The 19,602-nt window shown below is 60.6% G+C and carries 18 protein-coding genes; 2 read left to right on the top strand and 16 right to left on the bottom strand.

All coding sequences use genetic code 11. The features are described from left to right. Nucleotides 1-268 precede the first annotated feature (268 nt). Nucleotides 269-676, top strand: coding sequence for a nuclear transport factor 2 family protein (locus ACSOSP_RS03200; protein ID WP_455309531.1), 408 nt, complete (start codon nucleotides 269-271; stop codon nucleotides 674-676). A gap of 336 nt (nucleotides 677-1,012) precedes the next feature. Here ACSOSP_RS03200 and ACSOSP_RS03195 read toward each other — a convergent pair whose 3' ends face one another. Beyond that, nucleotides 1,013-2,647, bottom strand: a complete 1,635-nt coding sequence (locus tag ACSOSP_RS03195) for a methyl-accepting chemotaxis protein (RefSeq protein ID WP_455309530.1) — start codon at nucleotides 2,645-2,647, stop codon at nucleotides 1,013-1,015. Nucleotides 2,648-3,286: 639 nt separating this feature from the next. Between ACSOSP_RS03195 and ACSOSP_RS03190 the strand changes: the two genes are divergently transcribed. Next, nucleotides 3,287-4,582: a TAXI family TRAP transporter solute-binding subunit gene (locus tag ACSOSP_RS03190; protein ID WP_455309529.1), complete on the top strand. Its 1,296-nt coding sequence runs from the start codon at nucleotides 3,287-3,289 to the stop codon at nucleotides 4,580-4,582. Between the two features lie 133 nt (nucleotides 4,583-4,715). Here the strand turns inward: ACSOSP_RS03190 and ACSOSP_RS03185 are convergent, their stop codons facing one another. The 15 genes from ACSOSP_RS03185 to ACSOSP_RS03115 all read right to left on the bottom strand — a co-directional run bounded on the left by ACSOSP_RS03185 (nucleotide 4,716) and on the right by ACSOSP_RS03115 (nucleotide 19,377). Then, nucleotides 4,716-5,882 carry a 2-aminoethylphosphonate--pyruvate transaminase gene (locus ACSOSP_RS03185; protein ID WP_455309528.1) on the bottom strand — a complete coding sequence of 389 codons (1,167 nt, stop codon included), beginning with the start codon at nucleotides 5,880-5,882 and terminating at the stop codon, nucleotides 4,716-4,718. A 221-nt stretch (nucleotides 5,883-6,103) separates the two neighbouring features. Continuing rightward, the gene (locus ACSOSP_RS03180; RefSeq protein WP_455309527.1) at nucleotides 6,104-7,543 is read right to left on the bottom strand and encodes an MFS transporter; all 1,440 of its coding nucleotides are present in this window, start codon (nucleotides 7,541-7,543) and stop codon (nucleotides 6,104-6,106) included. A 33-nt stretch (nucleotides 7,544-7,576) separates the two neighbouring features. After that, nucleotides 7,577-8,806 (bottom strand): NAD(P)/FAD-dependent oxidoreductase, encoded by a 1,230-nt coding sequence (locus ACSOSP_RS03175; protein ID WP_455309525.1) that lies wholly within the window; start codon nucleotides 8,804-8,806, stop codon nucleotides 7,577-7,579. Then, nucleotides 8,799-9,764: a VOC family protein gene (locus ACSOSP_RS03170; protein ID WP_455309523.1), complete on the bottom strand. Its 966-nt coding sequence runs from the start codon at nucleotides 9,762-9,764 to the stop codon at nucleotides 8,799-8,801. The genes ACSOSP_RS03175 and ACSOSP_RS03170 overlap by 8 nt, the downstream gene beginning before the upstream one ends. Nucleotides 9,765-9,774: 10 nt before the next feature. After that, complete coding sequence (locus ACSOSP_RS03165; RefSeq protein WP_455309522.1) at nucleotides 9,775-11,265, bottom strand: aldehyde dehydrogenase; 1,491 nt, start codon at nucleotides 11,263-11,265, stop codon at nucleotides 9,775-9,777. Nucleotides 11,266-11,285: 20 nt separating this feature from the next. Then, the gene (locus ACSOSP_RS03160; protein ID WP_455309521.1) at nucleotides 11,286-12,110 is read right to left on the bottom strand and encodes an aspartate dehydrogenase; all 825 of its coding nucleotides are present in this window, start codon (nucleotides 12,108-12,110) and stop codon (nucleotides 11,286-11,288) included. Further along, nucleotides 12,103-13,770 (bottom strand): thiamine pyrophosphate-binding protein, encoded by a 1,668-nt coding sequence (locus ACSOSP_RS03155; RefSeq protein ID WP_455309519.1) that lies wholly within the window; start codon nucleotides 13,768-13,770, stop codon nucleotides 12,103-12,105. The genes ACSOSP_RS03160 and ACSOSP_RS03155 overlap by 8 nt, the downstream gene beginning before the upstream one ends. Further along, nucleotides 13,763-14,560 (bottom strand): SDR family oxidoreductase, encoded by a 798-nt coding sequence (locus ACSOSP_RS03150; protein ID WP_455309518.1) that lies wholly within the window; start codon nucleotides 14,558-14,560, stop codon nucleotides 13,763-13,765. The genes ACSOSP_RS03155 and ACSOSP_RS03150 overlap by 8 nt, the downstream gene beginning before the upstream one ends. Next, a complete protein-coding gene (locus ACSOSP_RS03145; RefSeq protein ID WP_455309516.1) occupies nucleotides 14,557-15,420 on the bottom strand; it encodes an IclR family transcriptional regulator in 864 nt (287 codons plus the stop codon). Before ACSOSP_RS03145 ends, ACSOSP_RS03150 begins: the two co-directional genes overlap by 4 nt. Next, on the bottom strand, nucleotides 15,417-16,295 hold the full coding sequence (locus ACSOSP_RS03140) for an alpha/beta fold hydrolase (protein ID WP_455309514.1): 879 nt from the start codon (nucleotides 16,293-16,295) through the stop codon (nucleotides 15,417-15,419). Before ACSOSP_RS03140 ends, ACSOSP_RS03145 begins: the two co-directional genes overlap by 4 nt. 4 nt (nucleotides 16,296-16,299) lie before the next feature. Continuing rightward, complete coding sequence (locus ACSOSP_RS03135) at nucleotides 16,300-16,827, bottom strand: cupin domain-containing protein (RefSeq protein WP_455309512.1); 528 nt, start codon at nucleotides 16,825-16,827, stop codon at nucleotides 16,300-16,302. Nucleotides 16,828-16,875: 48 nt separating this feature from the next. Next, a complete protein-coding gene (locus ACSOSP_RS03130; RefSeq protein ID WP_455309511.1) occupies nucleotides 16,876-17,631 on the bottom strand; it encodes an SDR family oxidoreductase in 756 nt (251 codons plus the stop codon). Then, entirely contained in the window at nucleotides 17,624-18,694 is a 1,071-nt protein-coding gene (locus ACSOSP_RS03125) for an aromatic ring-hydroxylating dioxygenase subunit alpha (protein WP_455309509.1), read from the bottom strand. The genes ACSOSP_RS03130 and ACSOSP_RS03125 overlap by 8 nt, the downstream gene beginning before the upstream one ends. Before the next feature lie 34 nt (nucleotides 18,695-18,728). Beyond that, a complete protein-coding gene (locus ACSOSP_RS03120) occupies nucleotides 18,729-19,058 on the bottom strand; it encodes a recombinase-like helix-turn-helix domain-containing protein (RefSeq protein ID WP_455309508.1) in 330 nt (109 codons plus the stop codon). A gap of 1 nt (nucleotide 19,059) precedes the next feature. Next, complete coding sequence (locus ACSOSP_RS03115) at nucleotides 19,060-19,377, bottom strand: non-heme iron oxygenase ferredoxin subunit (protein WP_455309507.1); 318 nt, start codon at nucleotides 19,375-19,377, stop codon at nucleotides 19,060-19,062. Between the last annotated feature and the right edge of the window lie 225 nt (nucleotides 19,378-19,602).

Genomic DNA, 19,602 nt, shown 5'->3' with positions numbered 1-19,602 from the left:
CCAGCTCCGCAATGCGTCTGGATGCCGACGGTTGGCTTAAGCCCAATCGCGGCCGGCTTTGGTGAAACTCGACCTGTGGGCAACCCGCACGAACAACTGCCGGGTCGAGAGCTTGCCATTCATTTGCAGCGAGAATAACTGAAAGTCATCCACCCTCCCTACCGCTTTCCAAGCAAATGAATCACTATTCGATTCAGGCAAACATGACGCGATAAATGTGAGCTGTTTGCAGCATGGGAATTCAATACCTTTTATAGAGGTGACCAAAATGGCATCTGGCGATATTCAGGAAATCAAGGCATTAAACGCAAAATACAACTTCGCGATGGACGAAGGCAATGCTGAAGCATGGGCGAGTTGCTTCACAGCCGACGGAGTTTTCAATGGTGTTATCGACGGCGAAAAGCCAAAGGGCGCAGAGCAATTGAAGGCTTTTGTTGCTAAGGGTGTCGCAGCGTTCGGGACTATGTATCACCTCACAACCAACGAAATTATTTCGGTCGACGGTGAAAGTGCTCGCCAAAAGTGCTATCTGCAGTTCTTCACGAAAAAAGACGATACTATTGATGGCTACATTTGCGTCTATGACGATTGGCTCAAGCGCGAGAACGGTGTTTGGGCGTATAGCCGTCGAGACGTGATCTCAAAAGACAAGTTTAGTCATCTGAAAGATTGATACATTACTCAACAAGACAGGCAACTATCGCGCAACGTTTCCTTCCGGATTCTTGGCGTGTTGCCGACTCATCGAATCCAGCCGGCCGCTTCTGACTTCATCAACCAAAAATATTAGACAACGCGAAGAGGACGAACACTTCCGCCACGCCGAATTTGATGGCGAACCTAATTTGGTCGCGTGTCTCAGGGCGGTTGCGGTACTCCTCTGCGGCGTGGCTCCTTAACGTCTCGATCAGCGGCCGCCCTCCCGTCTCAGCCCGAATCCACTTTATTCGGCAGACGCTTGCCGACGCGCGCGATGGCTTGAGTTCGGCGCGCCCCTTTGCAGCACCTCTTAAGCAAGCTCCGGCTCGCGGCGCGAAACCGGACTCATCACTTTGACCCGCTCGCCGGCCCGATGCGCCCGCGAACGCATGGACGCTTCACCAGCCCGTGACGCATCGCCGCGCAACGTGAACACCGCCACCGCATCACGCAACGAATTAGCCTGCTCGGCGAGCGCGTGCGCCGCCGCGGACGCTTCCTCAACAAGCGCGGCGTTCTGCTGCGTGACCTCGTCCATCTGCGTGACAGCGGTATTGACCTGTTCGATACCCGTGCTCTGTTCCTGTGACGCCGATGAAATTTCGCCGACGATATCCGTCACACGCTGCACCGACCCCACGATCTCCGCGATGATCTGCCCCGCGTCGCCGACGAGTACCGAGCCCGCATTCACACGCTCGGTAGACTGGGCAATCAATGCCTTGATTTCCTTCGCCGCCGTCGCGCTGCGCTGCGCGAGCGTGCGCACCTCGGAGGCGACCACTGCGAAACCGCGACCTTCCTCGCCGGCGCGCGCCGCTTCCACGGCCGCGTTGAGCGCAAGAATATTGGTCTGGAACGCGATTGCGTCGATCACGGCGATGATCTCCGCGACCTTGCCCGAACTATCGGCAATTCCGTGCATGGTCTCAACGACCTGACCCATCATCATGCCGCCGCGCGATGCCGTGTGTGATGCAGCATCGGCAAGCGTGGACGCCTGTAGCGCGTTCTCTGCGTTCTGGCGGACCGTGCCGGTGAGCTCTTCCATGCTCGCAGCCGTCTCTTCAAGCGATGCCGCCTGCTCTTCCGTACGCGACGAGAGATTCAGGTTGCCTGATGCGATCTCGGCGCTGGCGGTGGCCACGCCTTCGGCGTTCTGGCGGACTTTTGCGACCACAAGGGACAAACTCGACTGCATGTCCTTCAGCGCCGCGAGCAACTGCGCGATCTCGTCCTTGCCGCTGGAGTCGAAATCCATCGACAGGTTGCCGGTCGCCACCGCCTGTGCGCAACGCAGCGCATGACCAAGAGGCAGCGAGACTGTACGGCTGAACATGACGCCGCCAATCATCGCGAGTGCGAGCACCGCCAGCATCAGCGTGACGCTGATCTCGGTTGCATGCCGCGCATCGATAGCGGCCTTCGCGGACACTTGCGCACTGTCAGCGGCGATTTTCTGGACGGCCTGTTCAAGCAGCGCCGATGGTTCGCGGTCCACGCCCGCCACTGCGCCATCACCGGCGGAGGGCTCGAAGCCAGCCGATTTGAACGCCTCGAAGCCCTTGCGATAGCCCTCGCCCATCGAAGCATGCGCGATCGCGAAGCGGTCGATCAGCGTACGGCTCTCACCTTCCGGCAGCTTCGTCCTGAGTTCCGTCGCGAGTGCGTCGACGGTCTTTTCGCGGGTCTGGAAAGCGGACCAGTATTTGTCGAGATTGGCCGGGTCCTTGCCGCGCAACAACGTGTCTTTCCATTCCTGGACTTGCAGCTTGAACGCGACGAGGGTGGCGGACACCATCCGTTCGTTCGCGACGTTGTCCTGGACCGTGGTTCCGTAGGCGTTGATCGACTGGTTGAGGGCGAAGATGCCATACAGCGCACCGGCGAACATCAGTAGCAGCGCGACGGTAAAGGCAAGGGGGATTTTGAGGCTGAGCTTCATTGATGGTTCTCGGATTCTGCAAGCCGCCACGGGAGCGTGCGGTTGGACTACTGCTTATCGGTCGATTTGCGCGAAACTGAAGGTACACCGTCGCAGCGCATCAATAACCGACCAACCGATGGAACCATGACACTCGCCATCTCCGTGGTGCTTATTGCGCCAAGCCAATACATCAGACAATAGAGCGCTTCATATTTTCCTGTGTTGGGGCAATGCCTCCGGGTCAGGCGGCATGAGAGCAATTCGTGCTCGCTCACCACGGCGGAGGCGCTGGTGAATATTCTCGTAGAAGTCCTGATGATATTTCACAGGCATACGTGCTGTTCTCGCTCCGGTACGAATCGTGCCTGACGTCGCGGGCAGTGCTGTAATGTACACCGGACATTTCATTTGCTCCTGACAGCTTTATTGCGAAGTCTGGACAAGGTGCTCAAACGGCCGCATTATCCGAGTTTTTCCGCCGCTGGAGGGGCAAGAACCGGACGCTCCGGGTGACGGGACTTGTAATGTCACCATCGCCTATCCGCAACGCGGCCGCATAACCGCGCACTTTTGGCCCTGCCCGCGCGTGAGACCTGACGAAAAGGCCAAGCAATGCCCAGGCACAACCCAGCGCTTCATCGTAGTCAGAAAGCCCCCATGACACCGGGGCGCAAGCGGCTTCTCATCATCGGCGCAATCCTCCTGATCGCGGCGCTGGGCTGGGCATTGGCCGCCGTACTGAAGCCCGCCATCCAGCGCACCATCGTCATTACGACCGGGGCGGACAATGGGATCTATCGCGGCTTTGCAGATCGGTATGCCCCGCTCCTGAAACGCGACGGCATTACGCTTGATATCCGCAGTTCTTCAGGCTCTGTCGAAAACTATCAGCGGCTGCAGGACCCTGACAGCGAATACGAAGTGGGCTTTATCCAGTCAGGCACCACCCGCCCGAAAGAGACGGATGACCTGCAGACGATCGCGGCCGTTTCATATGAACCTATCTGGGTGTTTTATCGTGGCGATGCAATCGTCAACCGGCTCGCGCAACTACGTGGCAAAAGGATTGCTATCGGCATTCCCGGCAGCGGCTTGCTGAACGTAGCCCAGGTATTGCTCTCGTATAGCGGCGTCACCGGCGACAACACCGCGCTGCTGGAAATGGATGCAGCCAAGGCGTATCAAGACCTCGAAAATGGCACGCTGGATGCGGCTTTCTTCATCGGCAGGCCCGACGCCTCAATGCAGCAGACGTTATTGAACAGCAATCTGAAGCTGATGAGCTTCGCCCAGGCCGATGCGCTGATGCAAAAATTCCCGTCGCTCTCCAAGATCATTTTTCCACGTGCGTCCACCAGCATCGTCAATGATCTTCCGCAGGCCGATGTCACCTTGCTCGCCGCAACGGCTTTGCTCGTATCCAAGGACACCCTGCACCCCGCGCTCGCTTACCTGCTGCTGGAGGCCGCCAAAACCGTGCACGGCGGTGAAGATTACTTCACGCAGCGTGGCGAATTTCCCAACCTGAACACCGATGAATTTCCCATCTCCGATGAAAGCACGCGCTACTTCAAATCCGGCCGTCCTTTTCTGCAGAGATACCTTCCGTTCTGGCTGGCCAGTTTTATCGAAAGGCGTTTGTTGATTCTGGTGCCCTTCATGGCCTTGCTGATAGGTTTGCTGCAGGCTTTACCGCGCATGGCGCAGACGCGGATTAAAAACCGGCTCGTGGTCTGGTATCGGGAGATTAAATCGCTGGAAGACGAGATATGGAGAAGCCCGCAACCCACCCCGAACCAGATTGCGCAATGGCGCGAAGAAATCGAGAGCATCGATGCGAATGCCAGCCAGATCAGGATGCCTCAGCGTTATTTCCAGGACGTCTATGCCCTCAAGCAGGCGATTGGTGTCGTGCGGGAGCGGATCTCCCAGGCGGCTGAAAAGATCGAATGACCGGTGGATGGTGGTGCGGAGTCCGCCCGGTTCAATCCGAGGTAAGCGCAGGATCGAATTCAAATGCGCTTACCCCGGGCATGTCACCCGGCGAAGCGCATCAAGCCGTCCTCCACGCTGCCAAGCCCCGTCTCTACGCGGCAGCCGTGGCGGTCAAGCTATTCACACCCATTTCATCCAGCACGTCGCGCACCGCGGCGATCAAACCGTGCATCTGCGTTTCGTAAAGCCGGCCGATGCAGCCGATACGAAACGATTCCGCGATCGTCAGCTTGCCGGGATAGATCACGTAACCGCGTGTTTTCAGGCCATCGTAGAAACGTTCGAAGACAAAGCCCGGATGCGTGGGCATCCTGAAGGTCACGATGATCGGCGCCTGCAAATCAGCCTTCAACAGGAGCTCGAAGCCGAGCGCCTTCATGCCGTCGATCAGCACGCGACAGTTGTTTCTATACCGTCCCCCTCGCCCAACCACGCCCCCTTCCGCATCGAATTCCTTGAGCGCCTGGTGAAACGCCACGATCACATGCGTAGGTGGCGTGAACCGGTACTGCCCAGTTTTTTCGAAATTCGTCCACTGGTCGAAGAGGTCCAGAACCAGCGTGGTGGCGTTGCCCTTGGTTGCCACCAACGCATCGCGCCGGCACACGACGAATCCAAGCCCCGGCACGCCCTCGATGCACTTGTTCGAAGACGCCGACACCGCGTCTGCGTGGATTGCGGGCGCATCGATCGGCAATGCGCCGAACGCGCTCATTGAATCGACGAGATAGCCTTTTTTGTACTTGGCCGCGAGCGCGCCGATCTCGGCGATCGGATTGAGAATGCCCGAGGTCGTCTCGCAATGGACCACGAAGATATGCGTAATGGAGGGTGTGCGCTTCAGTATTGCCTCGACCTTTTTCAGGTCGGGCGGCGCATCTTCGGCCGTTTCATGCGTGACGGTCTTGCGCCGGGCGATGTCGAGAATGCGTTTCGCGCGATGACCATAAGCACCGTTGATGAGCATCAAGACCTTGCCCGTGGGCGGCACGAAACTGGTCAGCATGGCTTCGACGGCAAAGGTGCCGGAACCTTGCATGGGCACTGTTACATAGTCGCCCTCGCCCTTGCCGTCCACGATCTCGGCAAGTCGCGCGAGCACTGCCTTGTTGATCGCAACAAAACTGGCGTCGCGCGAGCCCCAGTCGTGCACCATCGATGCCTTGACTGACTGCGAGGTGGTCAACGGTCCAGGGGTCAGGAGAAAGGGGTCGCCCGTTTCGGAAACGGCTGGTTTGACGAGCGCGGCTTGATTCATGAGATGAGTGTCCAGTATCGATGTGGAGCGGTCAAAGGCTGCACGAAGAGTCGATAGTGTGTGATTCGCCGGCTGCGAGGCGTTCACGTCTAGCCAAGGTCTTCGGCGCAAGACGACATTTTAACCGCCTGTCGTCTTTTTGCATGCTCAGCCCGCGCCGTGACCTGGAAGCACATCATCAATGGGTACAAATCGTACCGGTTATCGTAAATGTCGATCGCTCAGACTTCAAGCTGTTCGAGCACTCGCCCTTTCGTCTCCACGCCCAGGAAATGAACGGCCACCGCTGCCAGCATCGGCACGATGGCGAGCAGGTACAAAGCCGTGTCGAGATGACCGCCAACCAGCGTTTTGCCAACCATCGCGGGGGCGAAAATGGCCGCCAGCTTCAACCATGCGCCGGCTACGCCGCAACCGAATGCACGGATGCTAGTCGGATACAGTTCGGGCGTATAGACGTATGCGGTGATGAATCCGCACGACATGAACCCGATCGCGAACGCGCAGCAGGTCGCAACCACGTACACCGACTCGTTGTGAAACACAGCAGCCAACACCAGTGAAACCGCGCACAACAAGAACGACACGTTGATGACCGGCTTGCGGCCCACCCTGTCTACAATCAGCGCACAGATCACAGATCCCACCACACCAAGGAGCGACGCCGCCACGGCCAGATTCAACGCCAGTTGCAGCGGCGAGTGATAGACGGTCTTGTAAATCGTCGGCAGCCAGGTCGAGAGACCGTACTGGATGACGCCGCAGGTCATCCACAGCAGCGCAACCGCGATCGTCCGCTTGATATAAGCCGCCCCGAAAACGTCCCTTGCACGACGCTTGGGGTGACGATGCGCCATTGCGTCAAACTCGGTCGTCGCCGACAGCGGCGGCAACGTTCCCTTGACCGTGGCTTCGAACGCCTTCAGCGCGTGGTCGGCGTCGTGCATACGGTCTTTCGATGCCAGCCAGCGCGGCGATTCGGGAACGATCTTGCGCAGCGCGAAGAACAGCAGCAGAGGCACACCGCCAATGATATACATCGCCTCCCAGCCAAAACGCGGCACGATCCAGGCACCCAGCGCGTTCGATGCCAGCAACCCGATCGGGAACACTATTTCATAGAGCAAAACGAAACGTCCCCGGCCGTGAGCCCGCGTGATCTCGTTGATATAGGTTGCCGCGACCGGCAGTTCGCCGCCCAGCCCCAGTCCTTGCGCAATCCGCAATGCGACGAAAACGGCGAACGTCGGCGCGAATCCGCAGGCAATGCTCGTGACGCCGATGATCCCGGAACTCCACGCAATCGAGCGCACGCGACCGAAACGTTCGGCGAGCGCCGGAAAGAGGAATGCGCCGATCAACTGACCGATCGAACCCGAAGCAATCAGGAATCCGATCTGTCCCGGCGTGAGGCCCCACTTCTGGATCAGCAGCGGCAGCGTGGTCGCTATGGTGATGACGTCGAAGCCATCGAAGAACGTCGCCGCACCGATCAGGAAACGCGCGCGCACCTGCATCGGGTTGGTCGGCAGACGCTCGATCCGCGCGATGATCGAACCCGCGGTAAGCGCGCCCGAGGCACTCGCACCGCCCGGCGCTGCAATCGTATTGCCTGAAGTACCGTCAAGCGTGCTGTCAAGCGTATTGCCAAACGTTCTCATGTCTGTACCTCGTCCTCGTATGGCGTCCATGGTTTAAGCGAGCGCTTTGGCCGTATCTGCCAGGGTCGCGACGTCGACCGTTCGACCCTGGCTCATCCACTTGCGCGCGAGCTTCAGGTCGCGCGGCATGTTGATCGAAATCACGCCGCGAATGACGCCCGCTTCCAGAAAGAAAAGACTCGCGCGGCGTGCATTCAGGTCGCCACGTATGACCGGTTCGATGCCGGCGGGAATGTCGCCGAGGATCTGCAGGTTCACGTCGTATTGATCGGACCAGAACCACGGAATTTCCGCGTAGGGCTCGCGCGTGCCCATCAGCGCACGTGCCGTTGCTATAGCCTGGTTTTGCGCGTTGGCCCATGATTCGAGCCTCACGCGCCGCTTGAGCCACGCGTTCGGATGATTCGAGACGTCGCCGCAAGCGAAGATGAACGGGTCGGACGTCGCGCCGAATTCATCGACCACGATGCCGTCGTTCACATCGAGTCCTGCCTCCTGTGCGAGTGACGTGTGCGGCGTCAGGCCAATCCCTGCGACGGCGAAATCCGCATCGAGCGTGCTGCCGTCCGCGAACGTGGCGCGCACGCCTTGCCCGTGATCGTCCAACGAGATAAGCGATGCGTCGAGCCTTACATCGACCCCATTCGAGCGATGCAACTCCAGCAGAAAATCCGATACCCTCTGCGGCAACGAACGGCCACACAAGCGCGGTGCGCCTTCAATGACCGTTGCTTCCACGCCGAGTTTGCGCGCCGTCGCCGCTACCTCGAGGCCAATCCAGCCGCCGCCGATTACGAGCACGCGTGCACTCTTGCGCAGTCTCGCGCCGAGCGACACGGCGTCGTCGAGCGTGCGCAGATAGGCAATGTGCGATGTCTTCACGAGCGATTCGGGCAAGCGCCGCGCGGCGCCGCCGGTCGCAATCACCAGCCGGTCATACCGCACCTCACGGCCCTGCGATGTACGCACAATCCGCTGTTCGCGATCGATCGCCACGGCGCGATCCGGCTGCCATGCTTCCACGTTCAGCGCGGCGAAGTCATCCGATGAAACCAGTCGGACCGTGTCGATATCGGCATCACCTGAAAGCACTGCCTTCGAAAGCGGCGGCCGCTCGTACGGCAGGTGAATCTCGTCCGCGATCATCACCAGGCGCCCAGTGAAACCGTCCTTGCGCAGCGTCTTGACTATCCATCCCGCCGCCTGCCCGCCGCCAATCACCACGAGGGTATGCGGCTCGCCCAATGCCAGATCGTCAGCCATTTTTGCGCTCCGTCATGAACTTCCCTTCCGGCGCCTTCGCGTTCTTTTGCCGGCGCGTGTTGCCGTCGAGACCGCCATCGACGGCCCATTCCGCGAACACGGTCGGACCGGGTTCGAAATCGCGCGGTTGCCACTCGGGCGTAAGCACGTCTTCGTCGGCGTAATACTCGATCAAGCCACCCGCCGGATTCTGGAAGTACCAGAAGTACGCCGATGAAACCGGATGCCTGCCGGGTCCGAGTTGGGTTGTCCAGCCGCAGCGGCTGATATGCAGGCCGCCGCCGAAAACTTCATGGATATCGCGCACGGTGAACGCGACGTGATTCAGGCCGCGTTTGCCGTCGGGGAGTTGCAGCAGGAACAGGTCGTGATGACCGCCATGCGGCGCACAACGCATGAACGCGCCGCGCCCCGGATAGCGATCCGACGTCTCGAAGCCAAGCAGGTCGTGATAGAACTTTTCCTGTTCAACCACGCAATTCGTGAAGAACACGACGTGACCCACTTCGATGGGCTCCGCGCGTTCATACACCGGACTCGGCGTGTTGATGCGCAGATCCTGACCCCACACATTCGAGGGAGAGCCCTTGATATCGAGCGTGCGCTTGCGCGTGACTTCAACGCGAATCGCCATGCCGTTCGGGTCGATGCAACCCACCGCGTCGCTGGTTTCAAAGTGACCCGGCTGACCGGCGAACTTCCCGCGCAAAGCGTCGAGTTCTGCGCTGGTCGCGACACCCCATGTCACTTCGCGCAGTGTCGGACCCGCTTCGAAAGCGGGCGGAAGCGCTGGATCGTTTGCATCGACGACCATGATCGTGCAGCCGTTCTGCGCTTCGAAACGCGCATGGGTTTCGTCGTGCGCGACTTCTTTCAGCCCCCAGTCGCTGAAGAAGGTCCTGCAGGTTGCGAGGTCGGTCACGCCGTAGGTGACCTGTTCAATGCCGAGAATAGTCATGACTCGTTTCCTAGTTGGCCCACGGCAGCGGAGCTTCATTCATGCCCCAGTAAAGGCTCTTCTGCTGCATGTATTCACGAATGCCGAGATGGCCTTTTTCGCGTCCCATGCCGCTGTCCTTCCAGCCACCGAATGGCGTCGAAATCGAAAATTGCTTGTACGTGTTGATCCAGACGGTGCCGGTTTCCAGCGCACGGCCCACTCGCCAGGCGCGCTTGTAGTCGTTCGTCCAGATGCCGGCAGCGAGTCCGAAGACGCTGTCGTTAGCTTCGCGCATGAGCGACGCTTCATCGTCGAAAGGCAACACGACGAGCACCGGCCCGAAGATCTCTTCCTGGCAGATACGCGCCTCGTTGGTCAGACCGTCGAGGATCGTGGGCGAGTAGAAGAAGCCTTGTTCGCGGTTGTCGCCTGCAGGACGTTCTCCGCCGCACAACAGCTTGCCGCCCTCTTCCAGTCCGAGCGCCACGTAGCGCTCAACCGAGTCACGATGCTGCCCCGTGATGAGCGGTCCCATCTGCGTATCCTCGCGTGACGGGTCGCCCACGCGCAGGCGTTTCGCGCCTTGCACCAGTCGCGCGACGAACGTGTCGTAGATCGAGCGCTGCACGAACAGACGCGAACCCGCGATGCACGACTCGCCCGATGAACTGAAGATGCCGTACAGCACGCCATTCACGGCATGGTCGATATCGGCGTCGGCGAAAACAATGGTCGGCGACTTGCCGCCCAACTCCAGCGATACCGGCATCAGCTTGTCCGCTGCCAGTCGCGCGATCCCTCGCCCCACTTCGGTACCGCCGGTGAACGAGATCTTTTTAACCAGCGGATGACGTACCAGAGCGTCGCCGACAATCGATCCCTTGCCCGGCAGAACGCTCAGCACGCCCTTCGGCACGCCCGCTTCTTCACAGATACGCGCTAGAGCCAGCGAAGCCAGTGGCGTCACCTCAGCGGGCTTCAAAACGACTGCGTTGCCGGCAGCCAAGGCCGGTGCAAGCTTTTGCGCATCGGACGCGATGGGGGAATTCCATGGCGTGATCGCCGCCACCACGCCGAGCGGTTCATGCACGCTCATCGTCATGAAGTCACCACGCGAAGGCGTGAGCGACTCTTCAAGCGTCTCCACGCACGCAGCGAAGTAGCGGAACGTGTTGGCCGCGCTCGTGACCAGTCCACGCGTCTCGGTGATCGGCTTGCCATTGTCGCGGCGTTGCAGTTGCGCGAGCGCTTCGTGGCGCGCGGTGATCAGGTCCGCTATGCGATGCAGCACGGCCGCGCGCTGATGCGGTTTCAGCCCCGCCCAGTTCGACTTGCGCCACGCCGCATCGGCCGCTTCGACGGCCTCGCGGGCGTCGTCCGCGTTGGCGGCGCTGATCTCGGCGTTGATCGACTGGTCAGCCGGGTACAGGCTTGCATAAACCTCGCCGCGACCCGGGCGCCATTCGCCGCCGATCAGGATGTCGCTCGATACAAGAAGACTGGATTCGGGATAGTTCATTTAGGTTTCCTTCAGAACATTCAGATCACGCAGCGCGCTGCACGGTTGCGCAAAGCGCGGATCGCGCTGAACGCCGTCAAGGCGGACGTCTTGGGATTATCGGGAAGCGGCTTGCCGCACATTTCGAGCGACATCTCGCCGAACGCGCCCCGCGCCACGATTCGATGCACATTGCGCTCCGCCTTCGGGTCGGCAATCAGCCGCACGTTGGTCTGGTCAAGACCGAGACCGGCCAGCGCAATGGTCGCGGCAACATTCGCGTTCTTCGGATAGAGACGCGCCGCATCACGCGCACTGCCTTCGAAAATCACGCGCTCTTCCGTCATGCTCAGCAAATCGAACAAGTCCTCTGCCGGCGTGCCAAGCCAGCCCGATGGGGGCTTGCGGCCCGTGTACAGCACTTCATCGAGGCCGCCCTCACGCGCCGCAGCCAGCGCGTCAACGCCACCTATCGCACCGGACAACAGCGTCAACACGGACTCGCCTTCTTCGGCGGCGCTCGACAATGCATCGAGTAACTGTCCGTCCGATAAAGCACCAATCGACGCCACCGCGCAATCCGTCCCAGCCTTGAGCAGCGGCACCACGTGATCGAGCAGTGCTCCGTGTCCCGCGCATTCCAGCGCGAAGTGCGGCCGGCGGCTGAGCGCATCGACGGACGACACGACATCGACATCCCGGCCCACTTGCGCACGCACCTCGTCCGCATAGCGCGACGGCACGATCACATGCGACACGCGCACCATTGGATCGGACGCCATCGCGCGATACACCGTCGATCCGACTGCGCCGAAGCCGATCATCGCGACATCGACGGGGACGGTGTGGCCGTTGGCGTCACGCATATTCGGGCTCCTTCGGCTCTTCCTTCTTGACCGGCGGACCTGCGAATGCCGTCGCAAACGAGCCTACCGACACCATGTCCACTTCGATCATCACCGGGCCGGTTTTTTCGTAGCCTTGGCGGATGATTTCTTCAGCGCGATCCAGCGAGCTGATGCGGTGATGCGTCATGCCGAAGCTCGCGCAGAACTGTGCGAAATCGGGTTGATGCAGATCCACGAACATGCGACGGCCGCCGTATTGCGCGTCCTGGATGTTGCGGATCACGCCGTAGCACTGGTCGTTCATCAGCACGATCATCACGTTCGCGTCTTCCTGCACGGCCGTCACGAGTTCGCCGACGTTCACCATCAAGCCGCCGTCACCGACAAGACACACAGTCTTCTTCGGCGGATGCGCCAACGCCGCGCCGATCGCCATCTGCATGCCCTGACCAATGCCGCCGCCAAGCGCATGCACGCCTGAGCGCGGTTCGAAAACCTTCAGGAGGCGATTGCCCCACGTGCTATTGGAAATCGTGACGTCGCGCACCCAGTTGTAGTCGCGGCCGATCACGCGTTGCAACGATTCCACGAGACGCTTGTACGGGCCCAGGCCTTTAGCCACATCCGCAGTCGCGGTTTCGCGTGCGGCAGCGAGATCGCCGGCGAATGACGGATCGATCTTCAGGTGACCCTCAAGGCGCGTTGCGAGTTCATCGAGGATGGACAGCGAATCGCCATGCACGAACATGTCGTTCTTGTAGCCGCGGTTGTCGGCGCATGCATCGGCGTCGATCCGATACAAAGGCCTCGGCAACGCCAGCTTGTACTTGAGCGTCTCATTGCCGCGCAGACGCGAACCGACCACAAGCATTGCATCGCAGGTTTTGTAGAAGCTTTCCACGGCCGGGTGAACGTTGAACGCGCCGAGCGTGGCCGGATGATCTTCGGGCACCACGCCGCGTCCCTGCACGCTTGTCACCACGCCAAACCCCAGCGCCACGAGCCGGTCCACGGCAGGACCTGCGTGCCGCGTGCCGCCGCCGAGCCACAGCAACGGACGCTTCGCGCGCAGCAGCGCCTGCGCCAGTTGTTCGACCCGCGCGCCGTCATGCGTAAGCGTGCTCACGTGCGGAGCGGCAAGATCCGCCGGCCATTCAATTTCAGCAGCCTGAATATCGATGGGGATCTCGACGCTCACCGGCCCCGTTGGCGCGGTGAACGCAACGCGCACGGCCTCACGCACGATTGCGAGCGCGGTGTCGACCGAACGCACGCGGTATGCCGCCTTGGAAATGGATGCCAGCATGGAAAGCTGGTCCGGCGCTTCGTGAATGTAAGCCAGGTCCTGATCGAGAAACTGCGTCTCGATCTGGCCGGTGATATGCAGCAGCGCCGTGCCCGCTGTCAGCGCTTCGACCATCGCGCCAGCCGCATTGCCGGCGGCTGTTCCCGTCGATGTAAACGCGACGCCGAGGCCGCCGGAGACACGCGCGAGGCCATCGGCCATGTTCAGCGCGCCCGCTTCGCCGCGTGCGCCCACGTAGCGGATCTTGCCGCGCGTACCAATGGCGTCGAGGATCGGCATGTTGTGGATCGAGATCACGCCAAAGGCCGTGCGAACGTCGCATTGTTCGAGAAAGGCGGCGATCACTTCGCCAACGGTGGTGGTGTTAGACATGACGTGCAAATCCTCCGGAAACATCGATATGGCTTCCCGTCGTATAGGACGACAGGTTCGTGGCCAGATAAAAGAGTGCCTGCGCCGCCTCTTCGGGACGTCCGAAGCGGCCAAGCGGAATGTTTTTCTTGCGCGCCAGTTCTGCGGTCCATGCTTCCCAGCTCTGGCCGTCCTGCGCCTGTGCCGCATGCCGGCGCCGCCATTGACCCGACTCCACGATGCCGATCAGGATCGAATTGACGCGAATGCGTTGCGGCGCGAGTTCGGTGGCAAGCGACTTGACGAGGCTCAGCACCCCGGCGCGGGCCGACGATGTCGCGACCATATGCGCCTCGGGCTGCAGCGCGAGCAGCGAATTCACGCAGACGATCGACGGGGCCGGTGCGTCGCGCAGCATCGGCAGGAACGCGCGGGTCGGACGAATGATGCTGAAATACTTGAGGTCGAGTTCATCGCGCCAGGCTTCGTCGGTGGTATCGGCGAAAGTGGATATACGGCCTTGACCCGCGTTGTTCAGCAACATGTCGGCGCGGCCGAAACGCTCGGATACCTTTGTCGCGAATGATTCGATATCCTCTGCATTTAATACATCACATTGCACGGCGAGCAATTGTGCATCGGCAAACTGGCTGCTCAATTTCGCTTCTGCGGCTTCGAGCCGCGTGGCGTCACGTCCGCAAATGGCGACCGATGCCCCGGCGCGCAGGAACAGTTCCGCTGTCGCCAGGCCGATGCCCGACGATCCGCCCGTGATCACGGCCACCTGGCCGGTGAGGTCGATCTGGATCATGATTTCAGTCCTAGCGATTTCAGATATTGGCTTTGTGCACCCGGCCGGTAGTTCAGGCGCGAAGACAACTCGGCGGCCGCATGACGCACCTTGTCGACCAGGCCGGTGTCCAGCAGGGTTGCATCGATTTCCGGCCGCGGAATCGTTGTCGTGATCACCGCGACAATGCGCCCCGTATCGTTGCGCACGGGCGCGGTGACAACCGATATGCCACGCTCGAACGATGACTGGCTGATCGCATAGCCGCGCTCGGCATCGGCGCGAACCATCTCGTACAGCGCCTCGACCGTCTCCGGCGTGAGCCGCGTAAAACGCGCGAGCTCGCGCTCGGGATACAGCGCGCGCAGTTCATCGAGGGAAAGGTCTCCCATCAGCACGTGACCGTGGGTGGTCGCGTGGGCAGGCAACCGCGTGCCGACATTGACCTTCACCGAGCTGAAGATCGGCTCCTGGCTCTGGGCCTTCGCGACGAACACGACGTCGCGGCCATCGCGAATCAGGATGTGACTCGTGAGCCCGGTCGATGTGCGCAAGGCTTCGATGATCGGCAAGCCAAGATCAGTCAACTCCAGCGAGCTGAGATACTCGAAACCCAGCCGCAACACAGCAACGCCCAGCCTGTAGTTTCGATCCTTGTCGGCACGCTCCAGGAAGCCGAGCGATTCGAGCGTCTGCAATAGCCGGAACACAGTGGTGCGCGGAATCTTCAGGCGTTTCGATAATTCCGGCGCACCGAGCACCGGCTCGCGCGGAGAGAATTCGGCCAGGATCTTCAAGCCGCGTTCGAGTCCAGGGACGATGTAATTGCCATCGTCCTTGTCTGCGTCGTCGGCCACCCTGGCGAGGGTTCCTGGTGTCATTGCATCACTCCCTTACTCTGCTTGCACTGCGCGCTGAACGCCTCGATCAAGGCGCTGTAGCGCAGCGGCGCTTCGATGTAACCCGCATGGCCCGCACCGGGAATCACTTGCAGGCTGACGTTGGCGGCTCTCGCGATCTGTTCGCACGCAGCGGGCGGCGTGATGGTGTCTTCGGCGCCAACTGCAACCGCTACGCGGCCTTTGAAGTGCGTCAGGTCCGACGCCAGATCCGCGTTGGCGAGAAGATGCGTCGCCTGCGCGTACCCGGCCGGGTTGATGCGAGCCATGTTCCAGCGCACCCACTCCCTCGCGTCTTCACCGGCATCGGCCGACACCATGTTCGCGCTGCGCTTTTCAGCCAGGCCCTGCGGCCCGAGTTCAGCGAGCATCGCAAGACGCGCATCACGCTTCTCTTCACGCATCTGCGCCGGTGCCGCGCCGTATCCGCCCGCTGGCGACAACAACAGCAGTCCCGCTACCCGTGCAGCCTGACGCCTCGCAAACGAGGCCGCCATGATTGCGCCGAGCGAATGGCCCACGAGCACGCAGCGTTCGATCCCGAGCGCATCGAGCCAGTCGCTCAGCGCGTCCGCATAGTCCGATGCCACCGGGGATGCAGGCTCAACGTGCGTCGATTTCCCATACCCCGGTGCGTCCCACGCAAGCACCTGATGTGCGTCTCCGAGTGTTTCCATCTGGCGCACCCAGGACGCCGCGCCCGAGCCAATACCATGCAGCATCACGATCGGCATGGTGTGCGGGTGCTTGCCCCCTGCCTTGCGATAACCGATCGTGCGCCGTGCGGTATCAACGCATTGCTCGGGGAAACGAGCGAGCGCATCAGCGTGAGTGAGTGAGAAAGCGGGCGATGTCATTGGCTTAGCGCTTAAGCCGGGCCAGCGGGGAATCGGGTGGGTACGTCGGCGTGATCGGCTTGGCCGCGCCGAGCATCACGCACATGAGCGCGTCCTCGTCGCCAATATTGATCTCCGTGCGGTACACGCCCGGTGGAATCGAGATCAGGTCGCGTTCGCCGACAACCGTTTCCCACGACTCGCCGTCCTTCTCGCACACTACTTTCATCTTGCCGCGAATCACGAAGAAAATTTCTTCGACGTCCATATGAATATGGCTCGGACCAATGTTGCCGGCCGGAATGACCATGGTGGAGAACGTGAAGCCGCCGGCCGGAACCGTGTTCACATCCTTCGCCACGCCCGTGCCGCCCGTGCCCACATAACGCATCTGCGCCCGGCGATACTTCGGGTCGTAATCCGCCTGGAACTTCAGTGCGTCCCAGTCATACTTGCGCGTTTCAAGACGCGCGACGCGCGAGTCCATCCATTGGGCAAAGCTCGCTTCTTCCGGCTGTTCCCACGACTTGCGTTCGATATCCGTATCGGCCATTGATTGCTCCTTCAACACGTTGAGTTTGTTGCTGCTTGATTCGCAGAATCAGTTCATGACGAAGCCGCCGTTCACCGGCAATAACTGGCCGGTGACGAAGCGCGCTGCATCGGACAAGAGAAACAGGACGGGACCGTTCACGTCATCGGGCACTTGCGCACGATTGAGTGCGCGTCCCTTCAGGTAATACTCGTGACGTTCAGCCGGCACGTACGCGGTCGCCTCGACTTCGGTCAGGCCGGGCGCGATGGCGTTCACCGTGATGCCATGCGCGCCGAACTCGCGGGCAAGCGAGCGCGTCATCGCAATGACGGCGCCCTTGCTCGCCACATACGCGAGAAGTTTTGGTGCACCCCACAGGGCAGTATCGGAGGCAATATTCACGATACTGCCTCGCCCTGAATCACGAAGATGTGGCATGGCCGCAATGCTCATGAGCCAGGTTCCCCGAACGTTGACGTTCATGACGGCGTCCCATGTCGCGGTGCTCAGTTCGTCGGCGGCCTTGCCGCCCGAATTCGTGATCGCCGCGTTATTGATCAGCCCGTCGATACCGCCCATCAACTCGGCGCTCGTCGCCATGCACGCCTGAACGCTCGACGTATCGTTCAGATCGAGCGGCACGAAGTCCACGCGATGACCCGCTTCGTTCAACGTCTTCGCAAGCGCCCGGCCTTCGTCTTCCAGCACGTCGCCAAACGCCACGCGCGCACCCGCTTGCGCCAGCGACGTCACGAACGCCGCACCCAATCCGCGCGCACCACCGGTGACAAGAATGCGGCGTCCCGCGAGCGCGTCATGCATGACCGTGCTCCGGCTGTTCGGCCTTCAGCGCATCGAGCGCGGCAAGATGCTGTTGCGCGCGTTGCTTGAACATGCGCCGCACACGCGTCATGCCGACATCGTGCTGATATAGAAACTCGTGGTCGCGCGCGTTCGGTGCCATGCTTTCGAGTACGTATCGATCCTGTTCCAGCACCGCCCAGTGCAATCCTTCGAGACGGTTGCGATACATGAATTTCCATGCATCACGCTGCCAGCCCGAGACCTTTCGGGTGCGCCAGAAATAGACCTGGCAATGGTTTTCATCGACAGGAACAGCGAATCCGATGATTCCAAAGTTGCCGCCCGGACCGAACTTCGTCTTATACGGAATCGCCAGGCGCATCCACAGGCAACCCGTTTCACCGATCTCGACCCAGTCGAAATTCACGTCGCGCTGGCCGACCTTTTCGAACATCAGGCCGGTGTCCGTCTTGCGCACGCGCATGTCGGCCTGCTTGTCGCCATCGGCCATGGAATGGGACGTGGCGTGCAGGTACGCACCGTGCATCGGGTCCATGACGTTGTCGATGGCGTACTGGTAATTGCACTTCCAGTGCGACATGCACAGGAAGCTCGCGTACTCCTCGCCGACCAGCTCTTCCGGCAATTGCAGCGGTGCGGGTTCCTTGTTCGCGTCATCGCCGAACCAGAGAAAGATTGCGCCCGCATGTTCTTGTGCCGGATACGACTTCACGCACTTCTGCCCTTCGAGCGGACACGCGGACACGGCCGGCACCTTCTGCACGGTGCCGCTGCCATCCACCTCGATGCCGTGATACCAACATGCCACGCTGCCGCCGAGATTCCATCCGAGTGACAGACGCGCGCCGCGATGCGGGCAACGATCTTCAAGCGCATGAATCTGGCCGTCCTTGTCGCGCCACAACACGATCTGGTCGCCCAGCCGTGTCAGGCCGATGGGCGCATTCGCCACTTGCCAGCTCGGCGCAACGGGGTACCAATAATTGCGCAAGCCTCGATCGAGGTACGCCTGAACCGGTTCAATTCCAACGGTCACGTTATCTGTATTGGGAGACGTCATTTAGCTCTACTCCTGATATCGGTTGATGCGGCGCTCAATCGGCCAGCGTGCGGAACTCGGCGGCGAGCCGCTCTTCGGTCCACGCAGCGCCCTCGGGCGTACGAAAGCCAATACCGTTCAAGCCGTTCACGACCTGATCGAGCTCGACCGCGCCGGCATCGAACACGCGTTCGAGCGCATCGCCGAAGTCGTTTTCGTATTGCGTCGGCTCGGCCTTGCGCGTTTGCCAGATGAAGTTTTCCGTCTCGCCCGGCTTTTCGATCACGCCCTTGCCGGCCACGTTGTTCGGCTGGGGCGCAAGCCACGGCTTGAGCGAGGGATTGAAATTGACGGTTACTTCGCGAGGAGCGTCATTCGTTGCCATGTCATTCCACCTTGATCTGGATTTCTTCGCCGGCGAGTCGAACCGAGTAGGTCTTCAAGTCGCGGCCACCGGGCTCTTTCAGGCACTTGCCCGTCGGAATATGAAAAACGGCTTCGTGCAACGGACATTCGACCGTGTCGCCATCGATAAAACCTTGCGTCAGCAGCGCAAACGCATGCGGACACACGTTCTCAAGCGCGTACAACTCGTCGCCCACGCGATAAATACCGACCTCCGCGCCGTCCTCGATCTTGTATTCGATCGGAGAGTCCTCCGACAGATCACCGGCATGTCCGGCGCAACGCCATTGCTCAGCCATTGCTCACTTCCTCCGGGGTTTGTTTGTTCCATATGCGGAACGTTGATTTACATGTGGTCATTATAGAAGCGGTTTCTCGCTGATCAAAAAGAAAAATGACGCTCTCAGTGAAAACACTTAGTGGACTGAAGATTGGCGGATTTATCGCTTTGACGGGACTGCCGTGCCTCCTGACCTTTTTCTTTCAAAACAGTCATTTACAGACCATTTTTGGTGCACACCAGA

This window comes from Caballeronia sp. KNU42 (assembly GCF_053760385.1).
The sequence above is the reverse complement of the archived record's forward strand: the minus strand, read 5'-3'. Positions and strand labels throughout refer to the sequence as shown.

Bases quoted from the DNA above. Each gene is read 5' to 3' on its own strand.
- ACSOSP_RS03135 (WP_455309512.1), bottom strand. From the start codon at position 16,827: ATGGCCGATACGGATATCGAACGCAAGTCGTGGGAACAGCCGGAAGAA.
- ACSOSP_RS03170 (WP_455309523.1), bottom strand. From the start codon at position 9,764: ATGACTATTCTCGGCATTGAACAGGTCACCTACGGCGTGACCGACCTC.
- ACSOSP_RS03115 (WP_455309507.1), bottom strand. From the start codon at position 19,377: ATGGCTGAGCAATGGCGTTGCGCCGGACATGCCGGTGATCTGTCGGAG.
- ACSOSP_RS03185 (WP_455309528.1), bottom strand. From the start codon at position 5,882: ATGAATCAAGCCGCGCTCGTCAAACCAGCCGTTTCCGAAACGGGCGAC.
- ACSOSP_RS03140 (WP_455309514.1), bottom strand. From the start codon at position 16,295: ATGACATCGCCCGCTTTCTCACTCACTCACGCTGATGCGCTCGCTCGT.
- ACSOSP_RS03125 (WP_455309509.1), bottom strand. From the start codon at position 18,694: ATGACGTCTCCCAATACAGATAACGTGACCGTTGGAATTGAACCGGTT.
- ACSOSP_RS03130 (WP_455309511.1), bottom strand. From the start codon at position 17,631: ATGCATGACGCGCTCGCGGGACGCCGCATTCTTGTCACCGGTGGTGCG.
- ACSOSP_RS03190 (WP_455309529.1), top strand. From the start codon at position 3,287: ATGACACCGGGGCGCAAGCGGCTTCTCATCATCGGCGCAATCCTCCTG.
- ACSOSP_RS03195 (WP_455309530.1), bottom strand. From the start codon at position 2,647: ATGAAGCTCAGCCTCAAAATCCCCCTTGCCTTTACCGTCGCGCTGCTA.
- ACSOSP_RS03160 (WP_455309521.1), bottom strand. From the start codon at position 12,110: ATGCGTGACGCCAACGGCCACACCGTCCCCGTCGATGTCGCGATGATC.
- ACSOSP_RS03145 (WP_455309516.1), bottom strand. From the start codon at position 15,420: ATGACACCAGGAACCCTCGCCAGGGTGGCCGACGACGCAGACAAGGAC.
- ACSOSP_RS03150 (WP_455309518.1), bottom strand. From the start codon at position 14,560: ATGATCCAGATCGACCTCACCGGCCAGGTGGCCGTGATCACGGGCGGA.
- ACSOSP_RS03165 (WP_455309522.1), bottom strand. From the start codon at position 11,265: ATGAACTATCCCGAATCCAGTCTTCTTGTATCGAGCGACATCCTGATC.
- ACSOSP_RS03200 (WP_455309531.1), top strand. From the start codon at position 269: ATGGCATCTGGCGATATTCAGGAAATCAAGGCATTAAACGCAAAATAC.
- ACSOSP_RS03155 (WP_455309519.1), bottom strand. From the start codon at position 13,770: ATGTCTAACACCACCACCGTTGGCGAAGTGATCGCCGCCTTTCTCGAA.
- ACSOSP_RS03180 (WP_455309527.1), bottom strand. From the start codon at position 7,543: ATGAGAACGTTTGGCAATACGCTTGACAGCACGCTTGACGGTACTTCA.
- ACSOSP_RS03175 (WP_455309525.1), bottom strand. From the start codon at position 8,806: ATGGCTGACGATCTGGCATTGGGCGAGCCGCATACCCTCGTGGTGATT.
- ACSOSP_RS03120 (WP_455309508.1), bottom strand. From the start codon at position 19,058: ATGGCAACGAATGACGCTCCTCGCGAAGTAACCGTCAATTTCAATCCC.